General features: G+C 69.3%; 21 protein-coding genes. 18 read left to right on the forward strand and 3 right to left on the reverse strand.

Annotated features, from left to right (window positions below; genetic code table 11):
* Window positions 1–6: 6 nt before the first annotated feature.
* Together VGC18_RS06105 and VGC18_RS06110 are read left to right on the forward strand one after the other, a co-directional pair.
* Window positions 7–1,656, forward strand: coding sequence for an MFS transporter (locus tag VGC18_RS06105; RefSeq protein ID WP_331095366.1), 1,650 nt, complete (start codon window positions 7–9; stop codon window positions 1,654–1,656).
* 13 nt (window positions 1,657–1,669) lie between these two features.
* Window positions 1,670–2,332: a DUF1990 domain-containing protein gene (locus tag VGC18_RS06110; RefSeq protein ID WP_331095307.1), complete on the forward strand. Its 663-nt coding sequence runs from the start codon at window positions 1,670–1,672 to the stop codon at window positions 2,330–2,332.
* On the opposite strand, the gene VGC18_RS06115 is transcribed toward VGC18_RS06110, so the two are convergent.
* Entirely contained in the window at window positions 2,315–2,998 is a 684-nt protein-coding gene (locus VGC18_RS06115; RefSeq protein ID WP_331095309.1) for an HAD family hydrolase, read from the reverse strand. The genes VGC18_RS06110 and VGC18_RS06115 overlap by 18 nt on opposite strands.
* 83 nt (window positions 2,999–3,081) lie before the next feature.
* On the opposite strand from VGC18_RS06115, the gene hemW reads away from it, so the two are divergent.
* Window positions 3,082–4,305 carry a radical SAM family heme chaperone HemW gene (gene hemW / locus VGC18_RS06120; RefSeq protein WP_331095311.1) on the forward strand — a complete coding sequence of 408 codons (1,224 nt, stop codon included), beginning with the start codon at window positions 3,082–3,084 and terminating at the stop codon, window positions 4,303–4,305.
* On the opposite strand, the gene VGC18_RS06125 is transcribed toward hemW, so the two are convergent.
* Both VGC18_RS06125 and VGC18_RS06130 read right to left on the reverse strand, forming a co-directional pair.
* Window positions 4,306–4,680, reverse strand: a complete 375-nt coding sequence (locus tag VGC18_RS06125) for a DUF4870 domain-containing protein (protein WP_331095313.1) — start codon at window positions 4,678–4,680, stop codon at window positions 4,306–4,308.
* A gap of 66 nt (window positions 4,681–4,746) precedes the next feature.
* Entirely contained in the window at window positions 4,747–5,154 is a 408-nt protein-coding gene (locus VGC18_RS06130; RefSeq protein ID WP_331095315.1) for a DUF4870 domain-containing protein, read from the reverse strand.
* A 181-nt stretch (window positions 5,155–5,335) separates the two neighbouring features.
* On the opposite strand from VGC18_RS06130, the gene hrcA reads away from it, so the two are divergent.
* From hrcA to VGC18_RS06205, 15 genes are all read left to right on the forward strand, one after another.
* Window positions 5,336–6,358 carry a heat-inducible transcriptional repressor HrcA gene (gene hrcA, locus VGC18_RS06135; protein WP_331095317.1) on the forward strand — a complete coding sequence of 341 codons (1,023 nt, stop codon included), beginning with the start codon at window positions 5,336–5,338 and terminating at the stop codon, window positions 6,356–6,358.
* Between the two features lie 60 nt (window positions 6,359–6,418).
* Window positions 6,419–7,525, forward strand: a complete 1,107-nt coding sequence (gene dnaJ, locus VGC18_RS06140; RefSeq protein WP_331095319.1) for a molecular chaperone DnaJ — start codon at window positions 6,419–6,421, stop codon at window positions 7,523–7,525.
* A gap of 215 nt (window positions 7,526–7,740) precedes the next feature.
* A complete protein-coding gene (locus VGC18_RS06145) occupies window positions 7,741–8,469 on the forward strand; it encodes a 16S rRNA (uracil(1498)-N(3))-methyltransferase (protein ID WP_331095321.1) in 729 nt (242 codons plus the stop codon).
* Window positions 8,470–8,513: 44 nt separating this feature from the next.
* Window positions 8,514–8,870 (forward strand): histidine triad nucleotide-binding protein, encoded by a 357-nt coding sequence (locus VGC18_RS06150; RefSeq protein WP_331095324.1) that lies wholly within the window; start codon window positions 8,514–8,516, stop codon window positions 8,868–8,870.
* A gap of 73 nt (window positions 8,871–8,943) precedes the next feature.
* Window positions 8,944–9,999 carry a PhoH family protein gene (locus VGC18_RS06155; RefSeq protein WP_331095368.1) on the forward strand — a complete coding sequence of 352 codons (1,056 nt, stop codon included), beginning with the start codon at window positions 8,944–8,946 and terminating at the stop codon, window positions 9,997–9,999.
* A gap of 2 nt (window positions 10,000–10,001) precedes the next feature.
* On the forward strand, window positions 10,002–10,466 hold the full coding sequence (gene ybeY, locus VGC18_RS06160) for an rRNA maturation RNase YbeY (protein WP_331095326.1): 465 nt from the start codon (window positions 10,002–10,004) through the stop codon (window positions 10,464–10,466).
* A gap of 6 nt (window positions 10,467–10,472) precedes the next feature.
* Window positions 10,473–11,777: a hemolysin family protein gene (locus tag VGC18_RS06165; RefSeq protein ID WP_331095328.1), complete on the forward strand. Its 1,305-nt coding sequence runs from the start codon at window positions 10,473–10,475 to the stop codon at window positions 11,775–11,777.
* On the forward strand, window positions 11,725–12,666 hold the full coding sequence (era, locus tag VGC18_RS06170) for a GTPase Era (protein ID WP_414672861.1): 942 nt from the start codon (window positions 11,725–11,727) through the stop codon (window positions 12,664–12,666). The genes VGC18_RS06165 and era overlap by 53 nt, the downstream gene beginning before the upstream one ends.
* A gap of 61 nt (window positions 12,667–12,727) precedes the next feature.
* Window positions 12,728–14,458, forward strand: a complete 1,731-nt coding sequence (locus tag VGC18_RS06175) for an AMP-binding protein (RefSeq protein WP_331095332.1) — start codon at window positions 12,728–12,730, stop codon at window positions 14,456–14,458.
* Between the two features lie 107 nt (window positions 14,459–14,565).
* Window positions 14,566–15,753, forward strand: a complete 1,188-nt coding sequence (locus tag VGC18_RS06180; protein WP_331095334.1) for a sensor histidine kinase — start codon at window positions 14,566–14,568, stop codon at window positions 15,751–15,753.
* Window positions 15,750–16,409: a response regulator transcription factor gene (locus VGC18_RS06185; protein WP_331095336.1), complete on the forward strand. Its 660-nt coding sequence runs from the start codon at window positions 15,750–15,752 to the stop codon at window positions 16,407–16,409. Before VGC18_RS06180 ends, VGC18_RS06185 begins: the two co-directional genes overlap by 4 nt.
* A 93-nt stretch (window positions 16,410–16,502) precedes the next feature.
* Window positions 16,503–17,264: an ABC transporter ATP-binding protein gene (locus VGC18_RS06190; RefSeq protein ID WP_331095339.1), complete on the forward strand. Its 762-nt coding sequence runs from the start codon at window positions 16,503–16,505 to the stop codon at window positions 17,262–17,264.
* A complete protein-coding gene (locus tag VGC18_RS06195) occupies window positions 17,261–18,658 on the forward strand; it encodes an ABC transporter permease (protein ID WP_331095341.1) in 1,398 nt (465 codons plus the stop codon). The genes VGC18_RS06190 and VGC18_RS06195 overlap by 4 nt, the downstream gene beginning before the upstream one ends.
* Window positions 18,659–18,772: 114 nt before the next feature.
* On the forward strand, window positions 18,773–20,059 hold the full coding sequence (locus VGC18_RS06200) for an alpha/beta hydrolase (protein WP_331095343.1): 1,287 nt from the start codon (window positions 18,773–18,775) through the stop codon (window positions 20,057–20,059).
* A gap of 4 nt (window positions 20,060–20,063) precedes the next feature.
* Window positions 20,064–22,505: a DUF2156 domain-containing protein gene (locus VGC18_RS06205; protein ID WP_331095345.1), complete on the forward strand. Its 2,442-nt coding sequence runs from the start codon at window positions 20,064–20,066 to the stop codon at window positions 22,503–22,505.
* The last annotated feature ends 177 nt before the right edge of the window (window positions 22,506–22,682 follow it).

A 22,682-nucleotide genomic window follows, 5' to 3' on the forward strand; every position in this document is an offset into this window, starting at 1 on the left:
CCATGGGTGAAGATGGATCCATCCGGCCGACATCCGATCGAAGGAGGCTGCGTGGCGGGAGACGGCAGAACCGGGGCCGCGGCGGTGTCCGCCTGGGCGCCGCTCGGCATCACGGTGTTCCGGGTGCTCTGGCTGGCCCAGCTGGGGTCGAACATCGGCACCTGGATGCAGACGGTCGGGGCGCAGTGGTATCTGGTCGATGCGGCCGCGACCGCGACGATCGTCGCTCTGGTCCAGACCGCGAGCCTCGCCCCGTCGCTGCTGCTCGCCCTGCCCGCCGGGGTGTTCGCCGATTCCTTCGACCGCCGCAGGCTCCTCATCGGCGGCTCGATCGCGAGCGGCGTGATCGCCCTCGCGCTGACGGCCGTCTCCCTCCTCGGGTGGCTGACCCCGGCCATCCTGCTGACCTTCACCTTCCTCCTCGGCGCGGCGTCCGCCCTCACCGGCCCCGCCTGGCAGGCGATCCAGCCGGAACTGGTGCCGCGAGAACAGATCCCCGCAGCGGCCGGGCTGGGAGGCGTGACGGTCAACGGGGCCAGGGCGATCGGTCCGGCGCTCGCCGGCTTCCTCGTCGCCCTCGCCGGCACCTCGGTGGTCTTCGGGCTCAACGCGCTCAGCTTCATCGGCGCGGCGATCGCACTGCTCTGGTGGAAACGCCCTCCCCAGGAGGGTCTCGACGATCGTGAGCCGTTCGGGGACGCCCTGCGGGCCGGGGTGCGGTACGTGCTTGCGGCGGGGCTCGTCAAGCGCATCCTGCTCCGTTCCGCGCTCTTCGCCCTGCCTGCCAGCGGCCTGTGGGCGGTGCTGCCCCTCATCGCCCAGCGGCGGCTCGGTCTCGACTCCGGCGGCTACGGGCTGCTGCTGGCCGCCCTCGGCGTCGGCGCCCTGCTCGGCGTCTTCGTGCTGCCCGCCATCCGGGTCAGGATTTCCGACAATGCGGTGCTCGTCGGCAGTGCGCTCGTCTACGGGGCCGGGAGCGCCGGAGCGGCCTTCCTTCCGTTCGGCTGGACGCTGTTCCTGCTCGTCCTCACCGGCATGGCGTGGATCGGCACGCTCACAGTACTCAACGCGGCGCTGCAGCTGACCCTGCCGCAGTGGGTCAGGGCCCGCGGCGCCGCCGTCTACATCTTCGTGTTCATGGGGACGATGGCGGTCGGATCGTTCGTCTGGGGCCTCGTCGCCGAGGCGCTGGGGAGCGGCGGCGCCCTCGTGGTGACGGCGATCGTGCTCCTCCTCGTGGCGGCGAGCGTGGCGCTGTGGCCGCTCCACGAGAACACGGGAAGGATCGACCGCAGCATCTCCCTGGCCTGGCCGTCTCCCACCCTGGTCTTCGAGCCGGGGCCGCGCGACGGGCCCGTGACGATCATGCGGAGCTATCGGGTGAACGAGGCGGAGCAGGCCGGTTTCGTCCGCGCGATGCGTCAGGTCGAGAGCTCTCGGCGGCGCACCGGCGCGAGCCGCTGGCGGCTCTACCGTAGCGGAGAGGAGGCCGAGGTGCTGCTCGAGACCTTCGTCGTTCCCTCCTGGTCGGAGTACCGTCGCCAGCGCACGCAGAGGCTCACCGGCCGAGATCGGGAGATCGAGGAGGAGGCATACGCCCGCGCCAGCGGTCCGGCCGATGAGAGGCACTATTTTCCGCCGGGGGACGAGGCCTGACTAGGATGACGGAATGGTTCAGCCCGCCGTCCGCCCGCTCTGGGAGCGCCCCGTGAGCTATGCGGCCGTCGGCGCGACCCAGGCCGCGGACCTGATGGTCTATCCGCCCGCCGGCTTCCGCCCGTTCGAACGTCGCGCACGCATCGGACACGGCGATATCCGTTGGGAGCACGCCTCCTCGGCCGTGCTGTCCTGGGCCATCCAGCGCCGGAGCGGTTTCCGGGTGGAGCAGACGGAGACGCCCGTCGAGGTCACCGAGCACAGTTACGTCCCCGTGTCCTTCGACGCGGGCGGTGTCCCCATCGCGGGTCCTGCCGCGGCGGAGTCCCGGCCGGCGGTCGGCCCGGACGGCTCGCGCCACCTGGCTCCCGGGGACACGGCTCTTCTCGGGATCCCGTTCTGGCCCTTCCACCTGGCCGCCCCCGTGCGGGTCGTGTACACGATCGACGAGCCGAGACGCAGGGGCTTCGCCTACGGGACGATCGCGGGGCATCCGGAAAGCGGCGAGGAGTCCTTTGTCGTCTACCGCACGGACGACGGCTCGGTCTGGCTCGAGATCCGGGCGTTCTCCCGGCCGTCCCACCCCCTCTGGTGGGCTATCTATCCGGTGCTCAGGGCATCCCAGTGGTTCTACACCCGCAGGTACTTCCGCGCCCTATCAGGACCGATCCAGTAGGTCGAGCACCGAGTCCAGGCCGGTCGCGAGGTCCTCGACGACGAGCACCGCGTCCGTCTCCCTGAGCTCCTCCGCGGTGTACTCGCCGGTGGCGACGCCGATGAAGGGGATGTGCGCGGCCGTCGCCCCGATGCCGTCGCCGGGGGTGTCGCCGATGATGACGATCCGATTGCCCGCGAGATCCGCTGCCGCGCGGAGCGTGATGTCGGAGCGCCGGCGAGCCACGTCGCCGAAGTAGGAGTGCTCCCAGTCGAACAGGCCGGTGTCCAGCCCCGCGCCCTCCATCTTGTACCTCGTGCGATCCGCCGAGTTGCCGGTGAGCAGGCAGTTGACGAAGCCGCGGGCCGCGAAGGCCCGCACGGCCTCGACCACTCCTGGCGCGATCTCCCTCCTGCTGCCGCCGAGGTGGCGCTTGAGGGAGAGGGCGTCGAGGTGCGCGGATGCGACGGGGTGCAGGTCCGGCGAGAGGTCGTTCTCCTCGAGCGCCTCCCAGAGGATCTGACCGTCGGTCTTGCCGTGCACCCGGGGGACAGGGAACTCGAGCGGCCGTCCGGCAGCGAGGACGATCGCCTCCTCGTACAGCCCTCCGGCGTTGACGCCGTTGCGCAGCAGCGTTCCGTCGACGTCCCAGAGCACAAACAGGCGGGAATCCTTGGTTTCGGTCACGGTTCCATGCTGGCACAGCCCGTCCGCCCCCGCCGTCGCCATCGGGACCGACACCCAGCCGGGTCTGGGAGAATCGATGGGTCATGCCAAGCGCCCTGCCCATCGCCGATCCGGCTCCCCTCGACGGGCGACTGCCCGAATCGGCGGCCGCCGGGGCGGACGCGCGCAACTTCGGGGTGTACATCCACGTGCCCTTCTGCCGGGTGCGCTGCGGATACTGCGACTTCAACACCTACACGGCGGAGGAGTTGCGCGGGGTCAAGCGCACCGACTACGCCGGGCAGGCGATGACGGAGGTCGGGCTCGCCAGCGCGGTGCTCGAGCGGGCGGGCATCCCTGAGCGTCCCGTCTCCACGGTGTTCTTCGGGGGAGGGACGCCGACGATGCTCCCGGTGACCGACCTCGCGGCCATGCTGGCCTCCGTCGTGACCACCTGGGGCCTTGCGGACGGCGCAGAGGTGACGACCGAGGCGAATCCGGACTCCGTGGATGCCTCCTATCTGCGGTCGCTCGCGGCCGCCGGTTTCACCCGGGTCTCCTTCGGGATGCAGTCGGCCGTCCCCCGGGTGCTCGCGACCCTCGAGCGCACCCACGACCCGGAGCGCATCCCGCTCGTCGTCCGCTGGGCGCGCGAGGCGGGCCTGCAGGTCAGCCTCGACCTCATCTACGGGACGCCGGGGGAGTCGCTCGACGACTGGCGGCGGTCGCTCGAGCAGGCGATCGCCCAGGAGCCGGACCACCTCTCGGCCTACTCACTCATCGTCGAGGACGGCACCAAGCTCGCCAGGCAGATCCGGCGCGGTGAGGTTGCCGAGCCCGACGGGGACCTGCAGGCGGACATGTACGAGCTCGCCGACGGGATGCTCGGCACCGCCGGGTACGAGTGGTACGAGGTGAGCAACTGGGCGCGGGGCGACGGGTTCCGGTCCAGGCACAATCTCGCGTACTGGCAGGGCCACGACTGGTGGGGCATCGGTCCCGGCGCCCACAGCCACGTCGGCGGCGTCCGCTGGTGGAACGTCAAGCATCCGGCGGCCTATGCGGAGCGCATCCTGGCCGGGGACTCGCCCGCCGCGGGACGGGAGACCCTCGATGAGGAGACCCGGCGCGTCGAGGAGGTCCTGCTGGCCACCCGCATCCGCGAGGGGCTGCCGGTGGACCGTCTGACCGCATCGGGGCGGACGGCCGTCGCCGGACTTATCGGCGACGGCCTCGTGGAGGGTGCCGCCGCCCTGCGCGGCTCCATCGAGCTGACGCTGCGGGGCAGGCTGCTGGCCGACGCCGTGGTGCGCCGGCTGCTCGACTGACTAGGCGACGAAGCGGATCGCGAGCGGGTACACGTAGCTCTCGCCGCGGTCCGCCGCGACGGCCGCGATGATGCTGAACACCACGTTGATCACGGCGACCACAGGAAGGATGAACACGCCGATGATCAGCCACAGCGTGAAGATGCCCGCCGCGTATCCGGCGAGCACCGTCAGCTGGAAGTTGAGGGCGGCGGTCGTCTGCTGCCGGATGAACGGCCCGCGGTCCCTCAGCAGCAGGTAGCCGATGAGGGCGGGCAGGAAGTAGAAGACGATCCCGCCGAGGTGGATGAGCATTGCCAGCACCTTCTCATCACCCGGGCCCAGCGGCCTGGCTGCTGGAGAGGCGGCATCCGAGGGAGGTGTGGTTTCTGACATGGCCCCATTAAAGCAAGAAGCGTCGGTCTCCCGCCCCGCGGGTTTCCGGCCGGACCCCGACGACGGCTACCGGATGAAGCGGAAGGCGAACGGGTAGCGGTAGGAGCCGCCCTGCTGCACCCTCACCCCGCCGAGGATCGAGAAGACCAGGTTGGCGGCGTAGAGGAGGAAGCTGACCAGGCCGAAGAGGATGGTCACGCCGCCGGCGCCGACCAGGGTGAAGAGCCCGCCGACGATGCCTGAGACGATCTGCCAGAGAATCCACACGATGAGGAACGTGATCTGCCAGTTCAGGGCCTCCTTCGACTCGACCCTGGTGCGCTCGCCACGGTCCTTGAGCACGAGGAAGATGATGAGCGAGGGCAGGATCCACAGGATTCCGCCGAAGTGCGCGAGCGAGGCCCACAGCTTGTCATCGGTGGCCGAGAGCGGGGCCGGCTGGGGTGCCACGGGCTGGTGGGTCGGTTCGGTCATGGGTGTGTGCCTTTCGATGGAGAGCCGGGCAGACGCGTCGTCCGCCCCGTTTTGTAGGGGTCCGACAACACATGCATAAAGTACAGCGCCGCCGGTTCGTGTGCAATGGAAGTCGCCGCGATACCTCGCGGTACAATTGGCAGTCGGAAGTGGCGAGTGCTAAGGAACGGAGGCGCCGGCGATGGTATCGGACAGAGGCCTCGATGTCCTGCGCGTGATCGTCCAAGACTACGTCGCCTCCCGCGAGCCGGTCGGCTCGAAGTCGATCGTCGATCGTCATTCCTTCGGCGTGTCTGCGGCGACGATCCGCAACGACATGGCGCTGCTCGAGGAGGAGGAGCTGATCGCGGCCCCGCACACCTCGTCGGGGCGCATCCCCACCGACAAGGGCTACCGCGTCTTCGTGAACCAGCTCGCCGATCTGCGTCCGCTCAGCCCGGCGCAGCGCACCGCGATCCAGAAGTTCCTCGGTCAGTCCGCCGATCTCGACGAGGTGCTCGGGCGCACCGTTCGCCTGCTCTCGCAGCTCACCCACCAGGTCGCCCTCGTGCAGTATCCCTCGCTCACCCGCTCGCGCATCCGTCACGTCGAGCTGGTGCAGCTGGCCACCACCCGGATGATGACGGTGCTGATCACCGACACCGGCAGGGTCGAGCAGCGCCTCATCGACGTCTCGGCGCAGCTGGACGACGAGTTCCTCGGCCAGCTGAGGACCCGGCTCAACGCGAGTCTCGGCGGCCTCGCACTCGCCGAAGCGGCGGAGGAGCTGTCCAGGTTCGACGAGCAGTTCCCCGCCGACAGGTCGCCGGTGGTGAAGCAGATCGCCACCGCGCTCATCGAGCAGGTGCTGGCGAACCGCCAGGACAAGCTCGTGATGGCGGGAGCGGCCAACCTCGTCCGCACCGAGGAGGACTTCACCGGCAGCATCTTCCCCGTGCTCGAGGCGATCGAGGAGCAGGTAACGCTGCTCCGGCTGTTCGGCGAGATGGAGCCGGACCAGAGCGGATTCGCCGTGAGCATCGGCAGCGAGAACGCCTCGTTCGGCCTCGGGGAGACCTCGGTGCTGACCACGGGCTACACCGCGTCGGGGGGCGAGCGATCGCGACTCGGGGTGATCGGCCCGACGCGCATGGACTATTCCAACAACATCGCGGCCGTCAGGGCCGTCGCCCGCTACCTCTCCCGCCTGCTCGGCGAGGAATGATCTCGGCGAAGCCGTCGGCCGAAGGCCGCTGCGGTGCGCCTGAACGCAAAGGAATCTGGATTGGCTGACCACTACGAAGTACTCGGCGTCGACCGCAATGCGACGACCGATGAGATCAAGAAGGCGTACCGCCGCCTCGCCAGGGAGCTGCATCCCGACGTGAACCCCGGGGCGGACGCCTCGGAGAAGTTCAAGCTGGTCACGCACGCCTACGACGTGCTCTCCGATCCCGAGCAGCGTCAGCAGTACGACCTCGGGCCCCAGGCGGGCCTCGGCGGGGGCAACGGTGCCGGCTTCGGCGGTTTCGGCGACATCTTCGAGACCTTCTTCGGCGGCGGCCAGTCCCGCGGACCACGATCCCGTCGCGAGCGGGGCCAGGATGCGCTCGTGCGCGTGGAGGTGGACCTCGACGAGATCATCTTCGGCACGACCCGCAACATCGAGGTGGACACCGCGATCCTCTGCGAGACCTGCAACGGATCCTGCTGTGCCCCTGGCACCCAGCCGGTCACCTGCGACATCTGCCACGGCAGCGGCCAGATCCAGCGCACCGTGCGCAGCCTGCTCGGCAACGTCATGACCTCGAGCCCCTGCGGCACCTGCCGCGGCTACGGCACGATCATCCCGAACCCGTGCCCCACCTGCCAAGGACAGGGCCGGGTCCGCGCCCGCCGCACGATCCCGGTCGACATCCCGGCCGGCGTCGACACCGGCCTGCGTCTGCAGCTGTCCGGCCAGGGCGAGGTCGGACCGGCGGGCGGCCAGTCCGGCGACCTCTACCTGGAGATCAAGGTGCGTCACCACGACGTCTTCAGCCGCAACGGGGACGACCTGCTCGCCACCCTCGAGGTCCAGATGACGGATGCCATCCTCGGCACGACGACGACCCTCACGACGCTCGACGGGGAGGTCGCGGTCGAGATCAAGCCGGGCACCCAGAGCGCGGAGGTCATCACGATCAAGGACCGGGGTGTGACCCACCTGCGGGGCAGCGGCCGCGGCGACCTCAAGATCGGCGTGCAGGTCGCCACTCCGACCAAGCTCAGCCACAAGGAGCAGGAGCTGATCAAGCAGTTCGCCGGTGCGCGCAAGCCGGCCGCTCCGACGCTGACCCACTTCCAGCAGGGACTCTTCCAGAAGCTGCGCGACCGCTTCCTCAACATCTGATCTGCGCTCTTCCCGCCGCCCCGCTGTTTCTCCCGCCATTCTCCCGATTCGCCTGTCACGAACTGCTCGCTGCGCACCCTCAGACGACAGTTCGTGACAGGCGAGTTGGCAGGTGGGCGGCGGGATGCGACGGCAGGCAGATAGCGGGATGCCGCGGCAGGCCGGTAGGCCGGTGGCGGGCGGGCGAGCACGCCGAAGAACTGGGAGAGTGGGGCATGGCGCATTTTTATCTGAACGAGGAACTGACCTCGGCGGCGGTCGGCTCGCGGATCGCCGTGGCGGGCCAGGAGGCCAGGCACGCGGTGACCGTGAGCCGGATCGGTGTGGGCGAGCCGATCGCGGTCGGCAACGGCGCGGGACTGATCGTGACCGGCTCCGTCGTCTCGGCCGACCCATCGGAGTTCGTGGTCGAGGTCGAGCGGGTCGACGAGACGCCCGCGCCGGTGCCGGCGATCTGGCTGGCCCAGGCGCTGGCCAAGGGCGACCGCGACGAGTACGCCGTGCAGCAGGCCACCGAGCTCGGCGTCGACGGGGTGATCCCCTGGGCCGCGCAGCGCTCGATCGTCAAGTGGGAGGGCGCCAAGGTTCGCAAGGGGCACGATCGGTGGAGCGCGATCGTGCGGGAGGCGAGCAAACAGTCGATCCGCCCGTGGATTCCGGAGGTCGGCGACCTCGTCTCGACCCCGACACTCGCCGCCCTCGCGGCCGACACCAGGATGCTCGTGCTCGAGCCGGACGCCACCACCCGCCTGACCGACCTGACCCCGGACGGCCGGGACGTCGTCCTCGTCGTCGGGCCGGAGGGGGGCATCGCGCCCGCCGAGCTGTCCCGGCTCGAGGGCGCGGGCGCCACTCTCGTCCGTCTGGGCGGCACCATCCTGCGCACCTCCACGGCGGGACCGGCGGCCATCGCCGTGCTCAACGCGCAACTCGGCCGCTGGTAGCGAACGCCGGCCCGCGGGCGTCGGCCGTCCTTTACGCTGGAGTCATGTCAGAGCCAGCCGAACCGTCGATCTTCAGTCGCATCATCGCGCGCGAGATCCCGGCGGACATCGTCTACGAGGACGACCACATCATCGGATTCCGCGACATCGCCCCCCAGGCGCCCGTGCACCTCCTGGTCGTGCCCAAGACGGATGCCTACAGCAACGTCGCCCAGCTCGCGGCGAACGACCCCGGGCTGCTCGCCGAGCTCGTCGCCGTCGTCGATCGGCTCGCGGCCGAACACACGGGCGGGGAATACCGCCTCGTCTTCAACACCGGGGCCAGCGCCGGCCAGACGGTGTTCCACGTCCACGCCCACCTGCTCGGCGGGCGGCTTCCGGAAGGCACCCTTGGCCGATAGCAGCCTCCCCAATCGCGGCACCGCGCCCGCGAGCGGAACCGATCACCTGGACCTCCTGGTCGACGGGCTCGCCATGGTGCGGCTCCTCGGCCCGCAGGACCGCCTGTTGAAGACCATCGAGAGGCAGTACCCGCTCATCGAGGTCCTCGTCCGCGGCAACCAGATCAGCCTGGACGGCGACGCCGGTCAGGTACACGCCGCCGCACGGCTCGTAGAGGAGCTGATCACCATGGTGCGCGCTGACGACGAGCTGGGCCACGACCTCACCGAGCGCAGCGTCACCGAGTCGGCCAAGATCCTCGCCGCCGACCCCCGAGTGAGCCCGGCAGAGCTGCTCAGCCAGGCCATCCTCACGAGCCGCGGCAAGAGCATCCGGCCCAAGACCCTGGGCCAGAAGGAGTACGTGGATGCGATCGACGAGAACACCATCGTGTTCGGCATCGGCCCCGCGGGAACAGGCAAGACCTACCTGGCGATGGCCAAGGCGGTGCAGGCCCTGCAGCGCAAGGAGGTCGTCCGCATCATCCTGACCCGGCCCGCCGTGGAGGCGGGAGAGCGGCTCGGTTATCTCCCCGGGACCCTGACCGACAAGATCGACCCCTACCTGCGGCCGCTCTACGACGCCCTCAACGAGATGATGGACCCGGAGATCGTCCCCAAGCTGCTCGCGGCGGGGACCATCGAGGTCGCGCCCCTCGCCTACATGCGCGGTCGCACGCTCAACGACTCCTTCATCGTGCTCGACGAGGCGCAGAACACCACGCCGGAGCAGATGAAGATGTTCCTCACCCGCCTCGGTTTCGGATCGAAGATGGTGGTCACCGGCGACATCACCCAGGTGGACCTGCCCGCGGGCGCGAGCGGCCTGCAGCTGGTGACGCGGGTGCTCGACGGCATCGACGAGATCCATTTCGCGCGCCTGACCAGCGAGGACGTCGTGCGTCACAACCTGGTCGGCCGCATCGTGGATGCCTATACCAAGTACGATGCGGAGCGTCAGGCCCGCAGCTTCGAGCGGGATCAGAACGAGGGCGCCAACCGTGCGGAGCGCAGGGGCAGACAGCCCCAGGACCGCCAGGCTCCCCAGGGCCAAACGAATCGGGGCCAGACCAAGAGATGGGGTCGTTAGACATGTCGATCGAGATCAACAACGAATCGGTCGTCCCGGTCGACGAGGTCGCCCTCCAGCACCTCGCGACCTTCGCGCTCGACTACCTGTACGTGCATCCGGACGCCGAGCTGGCCATCGTGCTCGTCGACGAGGGGGCCATGGAGCAGCTCCACCTGCAGTGGATGGACGAGCCGGGCCCGACCGACGTGCTGAGCTTCCCCATGGACGAGCTGCGGCCGGGGACGGAGGACAACCTGACCCCCGCGGGCCTGCTCGGCGACATCGTGCTCTGCCCGCAGGTCGCCATCGCCCAGGCGGAGACCGCCGGCCACAGCCCGCTCGACGAGATGCTCCTGCTCACGACCCACGGCATCCTCCACCTGCTGGGCTTCGATCACGCCGAGCCGGAGGACGAGAAGAAGATGTTCGGTCTGCAGCGCGACATCCTCGTCGCCTTCGCGGCGTCGGAACGACGAACCAGGTAGTCCGTCATGATCCCGATCTTCGTCAGCGTCGCCGTCCTGCTGGTGATCTTCGGTGGTCTGCTCGCGGCTGCCGATGCCGCGCTCGGGGTGTTGTCCCGCACCGACCTGCTCGAGCTCGCGGCGCACTCGCGGGTCAGGCGCTCGCTGACGGCGATCGCGGCCGACGTCGGCGCCCACGTGAACGCCATCAACTTCGTCCGGATCCTCGCCGAGACCACGGCGGCCGTGCTCGTGTCGCTCGCCTTCGCCTACCTGTTCCCGCAGTGGTGGCTGGCGCTGCTTGCCTCCGCGTTCATCATGACCATCGTCTCCTTCGTGCTCGTCGGGTCCAGCCCGAGGAGCGTCGGACGGGTGCACTCCCGCGCGGTCGCCCGCTGGTCGGCGCTCATCGTGCACACGATCCGGACCGTGCTCGGTCCGGTCGCCGCGGCGCTCGTCGCGGTCGGCGACCGGGTGACGCCGGGCCGCACCCAGAGCTTCTCCTCCGAGGAGCAGCTGCTCAGCATGGTCGACGAGGCCACGGAGCAGAACGTGTTCGAGGAGGACGACCGCGAGCTCATCCATTCGATCTTCGAGTTCAACGACACCGTCGTCCGTGAGGTCATGGTGCCGCGCACCGACATGGTGACGATCGACGGAGACGCCACCGTGGGGACCGCGATGGGGCTGTTCCTCAGCAAGGGCGTCTCGCGCATGCCGGTGATCGGGGACGACGTGGACGCCGTGCTCGGCATCCTCTACCTGCGCGACGTCGCGCGACTGAACTACGAACGCCCCCAGGGGCTCGAACGGGTGACGGTGGATGCGCTGACCCGGCCGGCGCTGTTCGTCCCCGAGTCGAAGAAGGCCGACGACACCCTCCGCCAGATGCAGCTCGAGTCGAACCACCTCGCGATGGTCGTCGACGAATACGGCGGCATCGCCGGTCTCGTGACGCTCGAGGACCTCATCGAAGAGCTCGTCGGGGACATCTCCGACGAGTACGACCACGAGGTCGTCGAGGTCGAGGACCTCGGCGGCGGCAGGTTCCGGGTGAGCGCCCGCCTCCCCGTCGACGAGCTCGGCGAGCTCTTCGACATCGAGCTGGACGACGACGACGTCGACTCGGTCGGCGGTCTGCTGACCAAGGCGCTGGGGCGCCTCCCGCTCGCCGGCTCCGTTGCCACGTACTCTGGTCTCATCCTGACCGCGGAGCGTACGGAGGGCAGGCGCAAGCGGCTCAGCACCGTGCTGGTCGAGCGCGATCAGGCATTGACGGATGCGCAGTCAGCGTTCCGCACGACGAGCACTGGAGAAGACCGTGGACAATGAGCCAGAGTTCCGGGCGGGCTTCGTGTCCTTCGTCGGACGTCCGAACGTCGGCAAATCGACTCTGACCAACGCGCTGGTCGGCGAGAAGGTCGCGATCACCTCGTCGAAGCCGCAGACCACCAGGCGCGCCATCCGGGGGATCGCGCACCAAAAGAACGGTCAGCTGATCCTCGTCGACACCCCGGGGATGCACCGCCCGCGCACGCTGCTCGGCGAACGGCTGAACAGCATCGTGCAGTCGACGCTCGGCGACGTCGACGTGGTGGGGTTCTGCATGCCGGCGAACGAGAAGATCGGGCCGGGCGACAGGTACATCAACGAGCAGCTCGACTCCTTCCCCCGGGCGAAGAAGGTGGCGATCGTCACCAAGATCGACGCGGCCTCCCGTCCGGCGGTCGCCGCGCAGCTGCTCGCCGTCTCCGAGCTGCGGGAGTGGGAGGCGATCATCCCGGTCTCGGCGACCAGCCACATCCAGCTTGACACCCTCGCGACCGAGCTCATCCGCCTGCTCCCGGTGTCCGACGCGCTGTATCCGGCCGATGCCGTCACCGAGGAGAGTCTGGAGTCCCGGATCAGCGAGCTCGTCCGCGAGGCCGTGCTCGAGGGGGTCGAGGACGAGCTTCCCCACTCGATCGCCGTGACCATCGACGACATCGTCGAGCGCGACGACAAAGACCTCGTCGAGATCTACGCGAACCTGTTCGTCGAGCGCGACAGCCAGAAGGGCATCGTCATCGGTCACCAGGGATCGAGGCTCGCGGACGTCGGCGCCCGCGCGCGTGCGGAGATCGAGCCGCTCGTCGGCAAGCAGGTCTTTCTCTCGATCCGGGTGAAGGTGGCCAAGGACTGGCAGCGCGACCCCAAGCAGCTCGGACGCCTCGGCTTCTAACCGCGTCGGCTACTGGCCGCCTCCGATCCCACGGTCAGCTCGGACCCAGCATGATTGGTACATGATCCCCGCGACCAGCACCATTCCCGCGACCAGCACGGCGAGCTTTCGCTCGTCCCGCGACGCCCTGCTCCTCCTGCGCGACGATCCGGAGAGGGCCGCAGCCGAGTTCGAATGGCCGGACGTCGGGCCGCGGTTCAACTGGGCCACCGACTGGTTCGATGCGATCGCGGTCGGGAACGACCGGCTGGCGCTGTGGATCGTCGAGGAGGACGGGAGCGAGCTGAAGGTCAGCTTCGCGGAGATGGCCGAGCGCTCCGACCGCCTGGCGACCTGGCTCGTTCTGCGGGGGGTGCGGCCGGGCGACCACGTCCTGCTCATGCTCGACAATCAGGTGGAGCTCTGGGAGTCCATGCTGGCGATCATGAAGGCCGGCGGCGTCATCCTGCCGACCTCGACGGTGCTCGGCTCGGTGGACCTCGCCGACCGGGTCGCCCGCGGGGGAGTCCAGCACGTCATCGCCGGCGCGGGCGCCACCTCGAAGTTCGCCGCCATCCAGGGCGGCTACACCAGGATCTGCGTCGGCCCGACCGTCGACGGGTGGCTCGACTACGAGGACTCGCGGACGGCCGCCGCAGATCGGCCGGCCGTCGTCGTCGGGTCGGACGATCCGTCCCTCATCTACTTCACCTCTGGGACCACGAGCAAACCGAAGATGGTGGTGCACAGCCAGACGTCCTACGCCGTCGGGCACCTCGCGACGATGTTCTGGCTCGGCCTCCAGCCGGGCGACATCCACCTCGCGATCAGCTCGCCCGGCTGGGGCAAGCACGCCTGGAGCTGCTTCTTCGCGCCGTGGATCGCCGAGGCGACCGTCTTCGTCTACAACTATGCGCGGTTCGACCCCCGGGCACTCCGGGATCAGCTCGACCGGGCCGGGGTGACCACGTTCTGCGCACCGCCGACGGCGTGGCGGATGCTCATCCAGGCCGACCTGGGCAGGAAGCCGGAGGCGCTGCGCGAGATCCTGTCGGCGGGGGAGCCGCTGAACCCCGAGGTCATCAGCCAGATTCAGCGGGCCTGGGGCCTGGTCGTTCGCGACGGCTACGGGCAGACGGAGACGACGGCGATCATCGCCAACTCGCCCGGTTCCGAGCTCAAGGCGGGGTCGATGGGGCGCCCGCTGCCCGGAGCCAGGATCACCCTCGTCGACCCGATCACCGGCCTCCGCGCGGAGGAGGGCGAGATCTGTCTCGATCTCTCCAGCGCCACGGTCAATCTGATGACGGGCTACCGCGGCGATCCGGAGCGCACGGCGGAGACCATGCGCGACGGTTACTACCACACCGGCGACGTCGCGCGGCGCGACGGGAACGGCTTCATCACCTTCATCGGCCGCACCGACGACATCTTCAAGTCCTCCGACTACAAGGTGTCGCCGTTCGAGGTAGAGAGTGTGCTCGTGGAGCACGCCGCCGTGGCCGAGGCGGCCGTCGTCCCGGCTCCCGACGCCACGAGGCTCAACGTGGCGAAGGCGTACATCGTGCTCGCGGCCGGCTGGGAGCCGACCGCCGCGACCGCGCTCGCCGTGCTGCGGCACGCGCGCAACGGCCTGCCGGCGTTCACCAGGGTCAGGCGGATCGAGTTCTTCGAACTGCCCAAGACCGCCTCGGGCAAGATCCGCAGGGTCGAGCTGAGGGCCAGGGAGGACGCGGCGGCATCCGACGGGCTTCGGTTCGTCGACGAATGGCGGGACGACCAGTTCCCGGAGCTCAGATCGCGGCGGTCCTAGCCGCGGGAGGGCATCCGGCTACATCTGGAGGATGATTCCGGATGCCGCGGGGCGGAAATGGCCTCGGTTGCGCCGTGCGGCGTCCGGCCGCCCCCTACGGTGGAGGGATGGTCCGTTCGCTTCGGCGCTACCAGCTCACCGCCGACCTCGTCGGCGCCGGGCTGTTCTTCCTGCTGCCGTTCCCCTTCGTCTTCTTCGCCAGCGACGGCGGGGTCGACACGATCGTGCTCCTCACGATGGCGGCTGCGCTCGCCGTCCGCCGCCTGTCGCCCGGGATCGCGCTGGCGATCGCCTGGGCATCCGCGATCACGCAGATGGCGCTGCATGCGACGGCTCCCGCCTTCGCGGACATCGCGGTCTTCGCGGTCCTGTACGTCACGGCGGCCTATGGGGGACGTGTCGTCCGCTGGATCGGCCTCGGCTCCGTCGGGGTGGGCGCGATCGTCGCGACGCTCTATCTGGCTGTTCTGCCCTGGATCGCGCAGTACGTCGGCTGGCTGGGATTCGCCAGCGGATACGACCGCCCCGCCGGCGAGATGCTGCACTCCGCGGTATTCCTCTTCGTCGGTTCCCTCGCCGCTCTCGGCCTCCCCTGGACCATCGGTCTGCTCGCGCGCACCTACGTCCGGGCCAGGGAGAGCCGCAGGGCGCAGCGCGCGGCCGAACAGGACGTCGTCGTCGAACAGGAGCGCAACCGCATCGCGCGCGACATGCACGACGTGGTGGCCCACTCGCTGGCGGTCGTCATCGCCCAGGCCGACGGTGCTCGCTACGCCCGCGCCGCCGATCCCGGCGCCGTCGACGATGCGCTGGTGACCATCGCCGCGACGGCCAGGGAGGCGCTCGGCGACGTCCGCATCCTGCTCGCGCAGCTCCGTCACACCGAGAGCGCGGGCCCGCAGCCGGTGGTCGAGGACCTGGACCGGCTGCTGGAGCAGCTCCGGGCATCCGGGCTCATCGTCGATCGCCAGGAACGTGGCACGGCGGTGCCGCTGGCGACCGGTCGGCAGCTCGCCGTGTACCGGATCGTGCAGGAGGCCCTCACCAACGTGCTGCGGCACGGCGACACGGGCAGGGAGGTCCGTCTGCTGTTCGACTGGCAGGGCTCCTCGCTCGTGGTGTCCGTGGAGAGCGCGACGAGGCCGGGCGTCGTGGCCAATCCGGCCGGACACGGCCTCGCCGGCATGCGCGAGCGCGCGATCCTCGCCGGCGGCACCTTCGCGGCGGAGCAGCGCGACGGCCACTACCTCGTCACGGCGAGGATCCCCACCGGGGCCGAGGCGGTGTCCCGATGATCCGTGTCGCCCTGGTCGACGACCAGTCGCTGTTCCGAACCGGGATCCGCATGCTCGTCGACTCCCAGCCAGACCTCGAGGTGGTCGGCGAGGCGGGCAACGGGCAGGAGGCGAGGCTCCTGGCCGCCGAGACGCGCCCCGACATCGTGCTCATGGACATCCGGATGCCCGTCATGGACGGCATCGCCGCCACGACCTCGATCCTCGCCGAGGCCGGGGAGCGGGGAGGCGACCAGCCGCGGATCATCGTCCTGACCACCTTCGACCTGGACGAGGCGGCGATGCGCGCCATCCGCGGCGGGGCGAGCGGGTTCGTGCTGAAGGACGCCGATCCGGAGTTCCTGCTGGCCGCCATCCGCACAGTGCACGCCGGCAGCGCAGTGATCGCGCCCTCGGCGACGAGGGAGCTGTTCGAGCATTTTGCCGGGGGCACCGCCAGGAGGCGGCCCCCGGAGTCCTTCTCGACGCTGACCTCCAGGGAGGGCGATATCTTCCGGCTCGCCGCCAGGGGGCTGAGCAACTCCGAGATCGCCGCGTCCGAGTATCTCAGCGAGGCCACGGTCAAGACGCACATCAGTCGCATCCTGGCCAAGCTCGGGCTCCGCGACCGCGTGCAGCTGGTCGTCTTCGCCTTCGAGCACGACCTCACGTCCTAGACCCGTCGCCCCTCGCGAAGTCATCCTGCAGGAGGATGGCCGAGCGACGAGCGGCGGATGCCTCGGCACTATCCACCCGCTTAGCGTCGAATCATGTCATTCAACCATCAGGAAGCGGGCCTGGTCGCCCGGGTATCCCAACTCACCAAGTCCTACGGATCGGGCAGCGGCTCGGTCACCGCCCTCGACGACGTGTCCATCGGGATCCGCCAGGGGGAGTTCACCGCGATCATGGGCCCGAGCGGCTCCGGCAAGTCGACGCTCATGCACATCATGGCCGGCCTCGACACGGCTACCACCGGCCGGGTGTGGCTCGGCAACACCGAGATCACCGAGCTCGCCGACGGGGAGCTCACGGTGCTGAGGCGCCGCAGGGTCGGCTTCGTCTTCCAGGCGTTCAACCTCGTGCCGACCCTCGACGTGAGCGGCAACATCCTGCTCCCCTTCGAGCTCGACGGGCGTCACCCCCTTTCCGACGAGACCGACTGGATCGACCGGCTCATCGAGTCGCTCGGCCTCGGCGACCGGCTCGCCCACCGTCCCCACCAGCTGTCCGGGGGACAGCAGCAGCGGGTGGCGATCGCCCGTGCCCTGGCGACGAGACCCGACCTGGTCTTCGCCGACGAACCGACGGGCAATCTCGACTCGCGCACGGGGAGGGAGGTGCTCTCGTTGCTCGCCGCCTCCAGCTCGGAGTACGGGCAGAGCATCGCGATGGTCACCCACGACCCGATCGCGGCGAGCTTCGCCGATCGCATCCTGTTCCTCGCGGACGGTCGCCTCGTCGAGGACCGTGGGCGGTCGTCCGCCGAGGAGATCAGCCGTTTCATGCTGGAGATGGAGCGTGCGTCATGAGGCGGACCATCAGGGAGCACGGAGCGAGCGTGCTCGTGGCGACCCTCAGCGCCGCCTTCGGCGTGACCCTGCTCGAGGTGACGGCCGTGCTGTCGCAGCTGATCGCCGCCGACGGCGTCACCGGCAGCAGCAAGACCGTCGGGGTCCTCCTGGCCGTTGTCGCCTTCGTCTTCATCGTCATCGCCGTCTACGTCGGCGCCATCGTGACGGCGAACACCTTCGCCACCATCGTCGCGGGCCGCACCAGGACGATCGCGCTCCTGCGCCTCATCGGGTCGAGCGCCGCGGAGCAGCGCAGGGCGGTGGCCAGGGAGGGGTTGCTCGTCGGGATCGCCGGCTCCGTGCTCGGCGCCCTCATCGGAACGGGCCTCACCGCGATCGGCGTCACCGTCTCCGTCGCGCGCGGGCTGCTCCCGCGACTCGGCTACGACTACGTCGAGCCGGTGGTCCTGCTCCCGATCGGCGCCGTGGTGGTCACGACCTGGCTGGCCTCCTGGGTGGGATCGCGCCGTGTGCTGCAGGTCTCTCCCGTCCAGGCGACGGGCGTCGCGGTCGAGCAGACCCGCGAGGAGGCCGCGGGCAGGCACGGCCGCAACGTGGTCGCCCTTGTCCTGTTCGCCACCGGCATCGCGCTCCTGGTTCTCGGCATCCTGCTTGGACTGGTGACCCCGCTCGGTGTGCTCGTCGGCCTGATCGGCGGCCTGCTCTCGTTCACGGGAGTGGTGTTCGGTGCCCACCTCGTCATGCCGCCGGCGCTGCGGCTGGTTGGGCGGATGTTCGGATCGAGCGCGACGGCACGTCTGGCCGCGGAGAACGCGGTGCGCTATCCGGAGCGGAGCTCGCGCACCACGATCGGTCTGGTCATCGGGGTCACGCTCGTGACGATGTTCGCCGTCGCCGTCCAGAGCTTCCAGGTGCTGATCCTGTCCGCCCAACGGGATCAGCCGGAGGTGTACGCCGGCACGAACACGGTGCTCAACGTGGTGGTCGTCGTGTTCTCGATCCTCATGGGATTCAGCGCCCTCATCGCCGCGGTGGGGATGGTCAACAACCTGTCGATGAGCGTGCTGCAGCGCACGCGGGAGCTCGGCCTGCTCCGGGCCCTCGGCTTCACTGCCCACCAGGTGAGGACCATGATCGTCGTGGAGAGCGCGCAGCTGACGGTGGCCGCGGTGCTCGTCGGGCTCGTCCTCGGCACCTTCTACGGCTGGGCCGGTGCCCAGTCGCTGCTCGGCTCGATCAACGGATCCCCGGGGGTCGTGGTTCCGGCGATCCCGGTCGCCCTGCTCGGTGTGATCGTCGGGGCGTCCCTCATGCTCATCGTCGTCGCATCCGTCGCCCCGTCGAGGCGGGCCACCCGGATCGCGCCGGTCGCCGCCCTCGCGGTCGAGTAGCGCGGGCGGCTTCTGAAGGCTCTCACAGGAACGGCGCTTTTGGTCTCTCCGGTCGTCCCGCCCGTCGCATACTGAGTGGTCGGTCGTTGCCGGCGGAGCGGTGGAGGATGCGGGATGATCACGGCGATCCTGTCGCTCGAGCTCATTCGCGGCCCCTTTCCGATCGTCGTGGAGTGCCTCGGCGGTCTCGCCCTCCTCGCGCTGCTGGTGGGGCGTCGGCCAGCACGCTGGCTGCCCGTCGCCGCTCTCGCCGCCGGTGCGGGCGCGGGGATCGGCTACGCGGTGTGCTGGCTGGTGAGCGACGTGGTCGATGTCTTCGGTGTCTCGCTCTCTCCGGCCAGTCGCGCCTGGTTCAGCGCGGCGGCCGCGGCGGTCGCGGTCGCCGCCGCCCGGACGATCGTCCTTCGCGGCAGAGGCATCGTCACGGGCGTCGCGTCCGTTGTCGTCTTCGTGCTGGCGGCGGCACTGGGCATCAACGCGGACCTCGGCGAGTTCCCGCAGGTGAAGAACGTGCTCGGCATCTCCGGCTATGGGGACATCCGTCTCCCGGTCGTCGAGGCCGCGGGATCTGGACCGTCCGGTTGGGTTGCACCAAAGGGGATGCCCGCACAGGGGCGGATCGGAATGGTCACCATCCCCGCGCCGATATCCGGTTTCCGGGCGAGGGCCGCGCTGGTCTATCTGCCTCCCGCTGCCCTTGCCGCGAACGCCCCGAAGCTGCCGGTGGTCGAGATGTTCTCCGGTCAGCCGGGAGGACCGGAGCAGATGTTCACCGCCGGGCAGCTGGGCGAGAGTCTCAACGTCTATGCCCATGCGCATCGTGGGCTCGCCCCCATCGTGGTCGTGCCCGATCAGCTGGGTGCGCCGAACCACAACCCGATGTGTGTGAACTCGCCGCTCGGGAACTCGGCGACCTATCTGACGGTGGACGTGCCGCGGTGGATCCGCACTCATCTCAACGTGCTCCGCGGCCGCGAGGACTGGGCGGTTGGCGGGTTCTCGCAGGGCGGGACCTGCGCCATCCAGTTCGGCGCGGGCCATCCGAGGGTGTTCGGCAACATCGTCGACATCTCGGGACAGATCGCGCCGAGGAGCGGCGACCTCCGGCACACCGTCGACTCCGGCTTTGCCGGCTCGATGAGCAGGTACGAGGCGGCAACCCCGAAGAGGATGCTCCAGGAGCATGCGCCATACCAGGACACTCTCGGCCTCTTCGCGGTGGGGCAGCTCGACTCGCGGTTCGCACCGGGGGTGACCGCCGTCGCGGGATACGCCGCGCGCGCCGGCATGAGCACCCGGCTGTTCCTCTCGCCGGGAACGGCTCACGATTGGCATACGGTGCATTTCGCCGTCGATCGCTCACTCGCCCTGCTCGGTGCGAAATGGGGTTTCGATGATTAGGCGCGTGATCCGCCGCAATCCGCTCACCGTCATCCTGCTCGCCGCCCTCCTCGCCATGGCGGTCGCGGGTCGCGGGGTCCGTGGGCCGTCGGCCCCGCTTCGCTTCGCCCTCGGCACCGGCTATCACCAGCTCGTGGACGCGGGGCGATGGTGGACTCCGATCAGCTCCGTCTTCCTCACCGACGGCGGCCTCGAGCTTCCCCTCGTGCTGGTCGCTGTGGCGGTGATCATCGGTATCGCGGAGCGACTCATGGGCGCTCGCCGAACGGCGATGGCGTTCGTTGTCACCTCGGTGAGCGGGGTGGTCGTGGGCATCGTCGTCCAGGCGATCGGCATGCTCACGGGCGAGCTATGGGCCCGCAGGGTGGGCGAGCTGGTCACCCTCGATCCGATGACCGCCGTCGCCGGAACCATCATGACGGCAAGCGCCTTCGCGGGCCCGCTCTGGCGGCGGCGGATCCGGGTGCTGGTGTTCTCGATCACGACGATCTTCCTGCTGTACTCCGGCGAGCCATCCGATCTCTATCGCCTTCTGGCCGCCGTCGCCGGATTCTCGCTCGGCGTGGTCCTGCGGCCGAGCGAGAACGCGGTCTGGTGGCAGCGCAGCTCCCATCACGAGGTCAGGGTGCTGCTCTCGGCGGTCGTGGCGCTCACGGCTGTCGGCCCGGCCATCACCATCTTCAGCAGGCTTCGGCTGGGTGCCCTGGCTCCGCTTGGCCTGCTGCTCACGGATGCCCAGCCGAGCAGCTCCGAGCAGATCGACCGGTGCCGTGTGATGCAGATCACCCACGAGTGCCTCAACGACATGACGCTCGAGCGGATCAGCGGGGTCGGACCGATCCTGCTCACCGTGCTTCCACTTCTGACCCTGCTCGTCGCGGCCCTCGCGCTGGCGAGGGGAAGACGGTTCGGCGTGTGGCTCACGATGACGGTCAACCTCGCCCTCGCCGCCCTCGCCGCCTATTTCTACGGCTTCCTGCCGCTCTCGGGGCAGTCGTATGCGACCCATTTCCCCCACTACTGGGAGGTCACGCTCTCCCTTGCCGCCTCCGTGCTGGTGCCACTGGTCATCGCCGCCCTCGCGGGAGCCAACCTTCGCCATTTCACCGTGCTCACATCGGCCCGGTCTCTTCGCCTGTACCTCGGGAGCATCGTACTCGCGCTCGTGGTGCTCTCCGGGCTCTATGTCGGCGTCGGCTTCGTCATGCGCGCCGGCTTCCATCCGCGTGTCGACGTTGTCGATCTCCTGTCCGATCTCCCCGAGCGCTTCGCACCCGTCGGCTTCCTTCGGGTGGACCGGTTGTCCTTCCTGCCGGTCGACCCTGGCGCCAGAGGCCTCTACTACTGGATCGGTCCGCTGTTCTGGCTCGTCGTGATCGTCGGCGCCCTCCTGGTCGCCAGGGGTGCTCCCTCCCGCAACCATCTCACCGGCCTACCGCGCGTCCGTCGCCTGCTCCGTGCGGGCGGCGGCTCCCTCGGACATCTGGCGACCTGGACGGGCAACTCGTATTGGTTCTCCCCCGATGGGCGTGCCGTTGTCGCCTATCGGGTCATCGGGGACGTCGCGATCACCACCTCGGACCCGATCGGCGAACCGGAGGCCGCCGCCGCGGCGATCGGGCAGTTCTCCCGGTTCTGTGACGACAACGGGTGGATCCCGGTCTTCTACAGCATTCACGAACGGTTCCTCCCGGAATGCCTGGCGATGGGCTGGTCGTCGATGGCCGTGGGGGAGGAAACGGTCGTGCGCCCCCGGACGTGGCAGACGACGGGAAAACACTGGCAGGATGTGCGCTCCTCGATCAACCGCGCGGAGCGCGCGGGAGTGCGCTCGGAGTGGACGAGTTTCGAGAGGCTCTCGGCCGCTCATGCCTGGCAGATCAACGACATCTCCGAGCAGTGGGTGGCGGAGAAGGACCTGCCGGAGATGGGCTTCACGCTGGGCGGCATCGACGAGCTGCGTGATCCGGAGGTCGGGATGATGATCGCGTGCGATGCAAACGACCGGGTGATCGGGGTGACGAGCTGGCTCCCCACCTATCGGGACGGCGCGGTCATCGGCTGGACGCTGGATTTCATGCGGCGTACCCCCGACGGGATGAACGGTGTCATGGAATTCCTCATCGCCCGGTCCGCGGAGCGATTCCGCGACGACGGCATCGAGTTCATGAGCCTCTCGGCGGCGCCGATGGCTCGGAGCACCAGCGCGCAACGGGACAGCGCCGCCGAACGACTGCTGGGTTACATCAGCTCGAGACTGGAACCCGTTTACGGATTCCGTTCGCTGTTCGCCTTCAAAAGCAAGTTCAAACCGGAGTTCCATCCTCTGTTCATGGCCTATCCGGACTCGTTGGTCCTTCCGCCGATCGGCCTCGCTCTCGCCAGGGCCTACGTGCCATCGATGTCGCTGCGCCAGAGCATCCGTTTTGTCAGGAGCCTCGGCTGAGACCGGCCGGCCGCGCAGATCGGGAGCACAAGCGGTTCGCCGAAACGACTTTCGCGGTGCTACCGTAGAAAACGTGTTCGGTCTGCTCCTTCTTAGCTGCCGCGACGAGTCCTAATCCAGGCCTCCCTCGTCGCGGAGTTCGGCGTTGCCACCGGCGCCACTGGCTGACCTCCTCCA

This window comes from Lacisediminihabitans sp. (assembly GCF_036404185.1).
Taxonomy (GTDB): domain Bacteria; phylum Actinomycetota; class Actinomycetes; order Actinomycetales; family Microbacteriaceae; genus Lacisediminihabitans.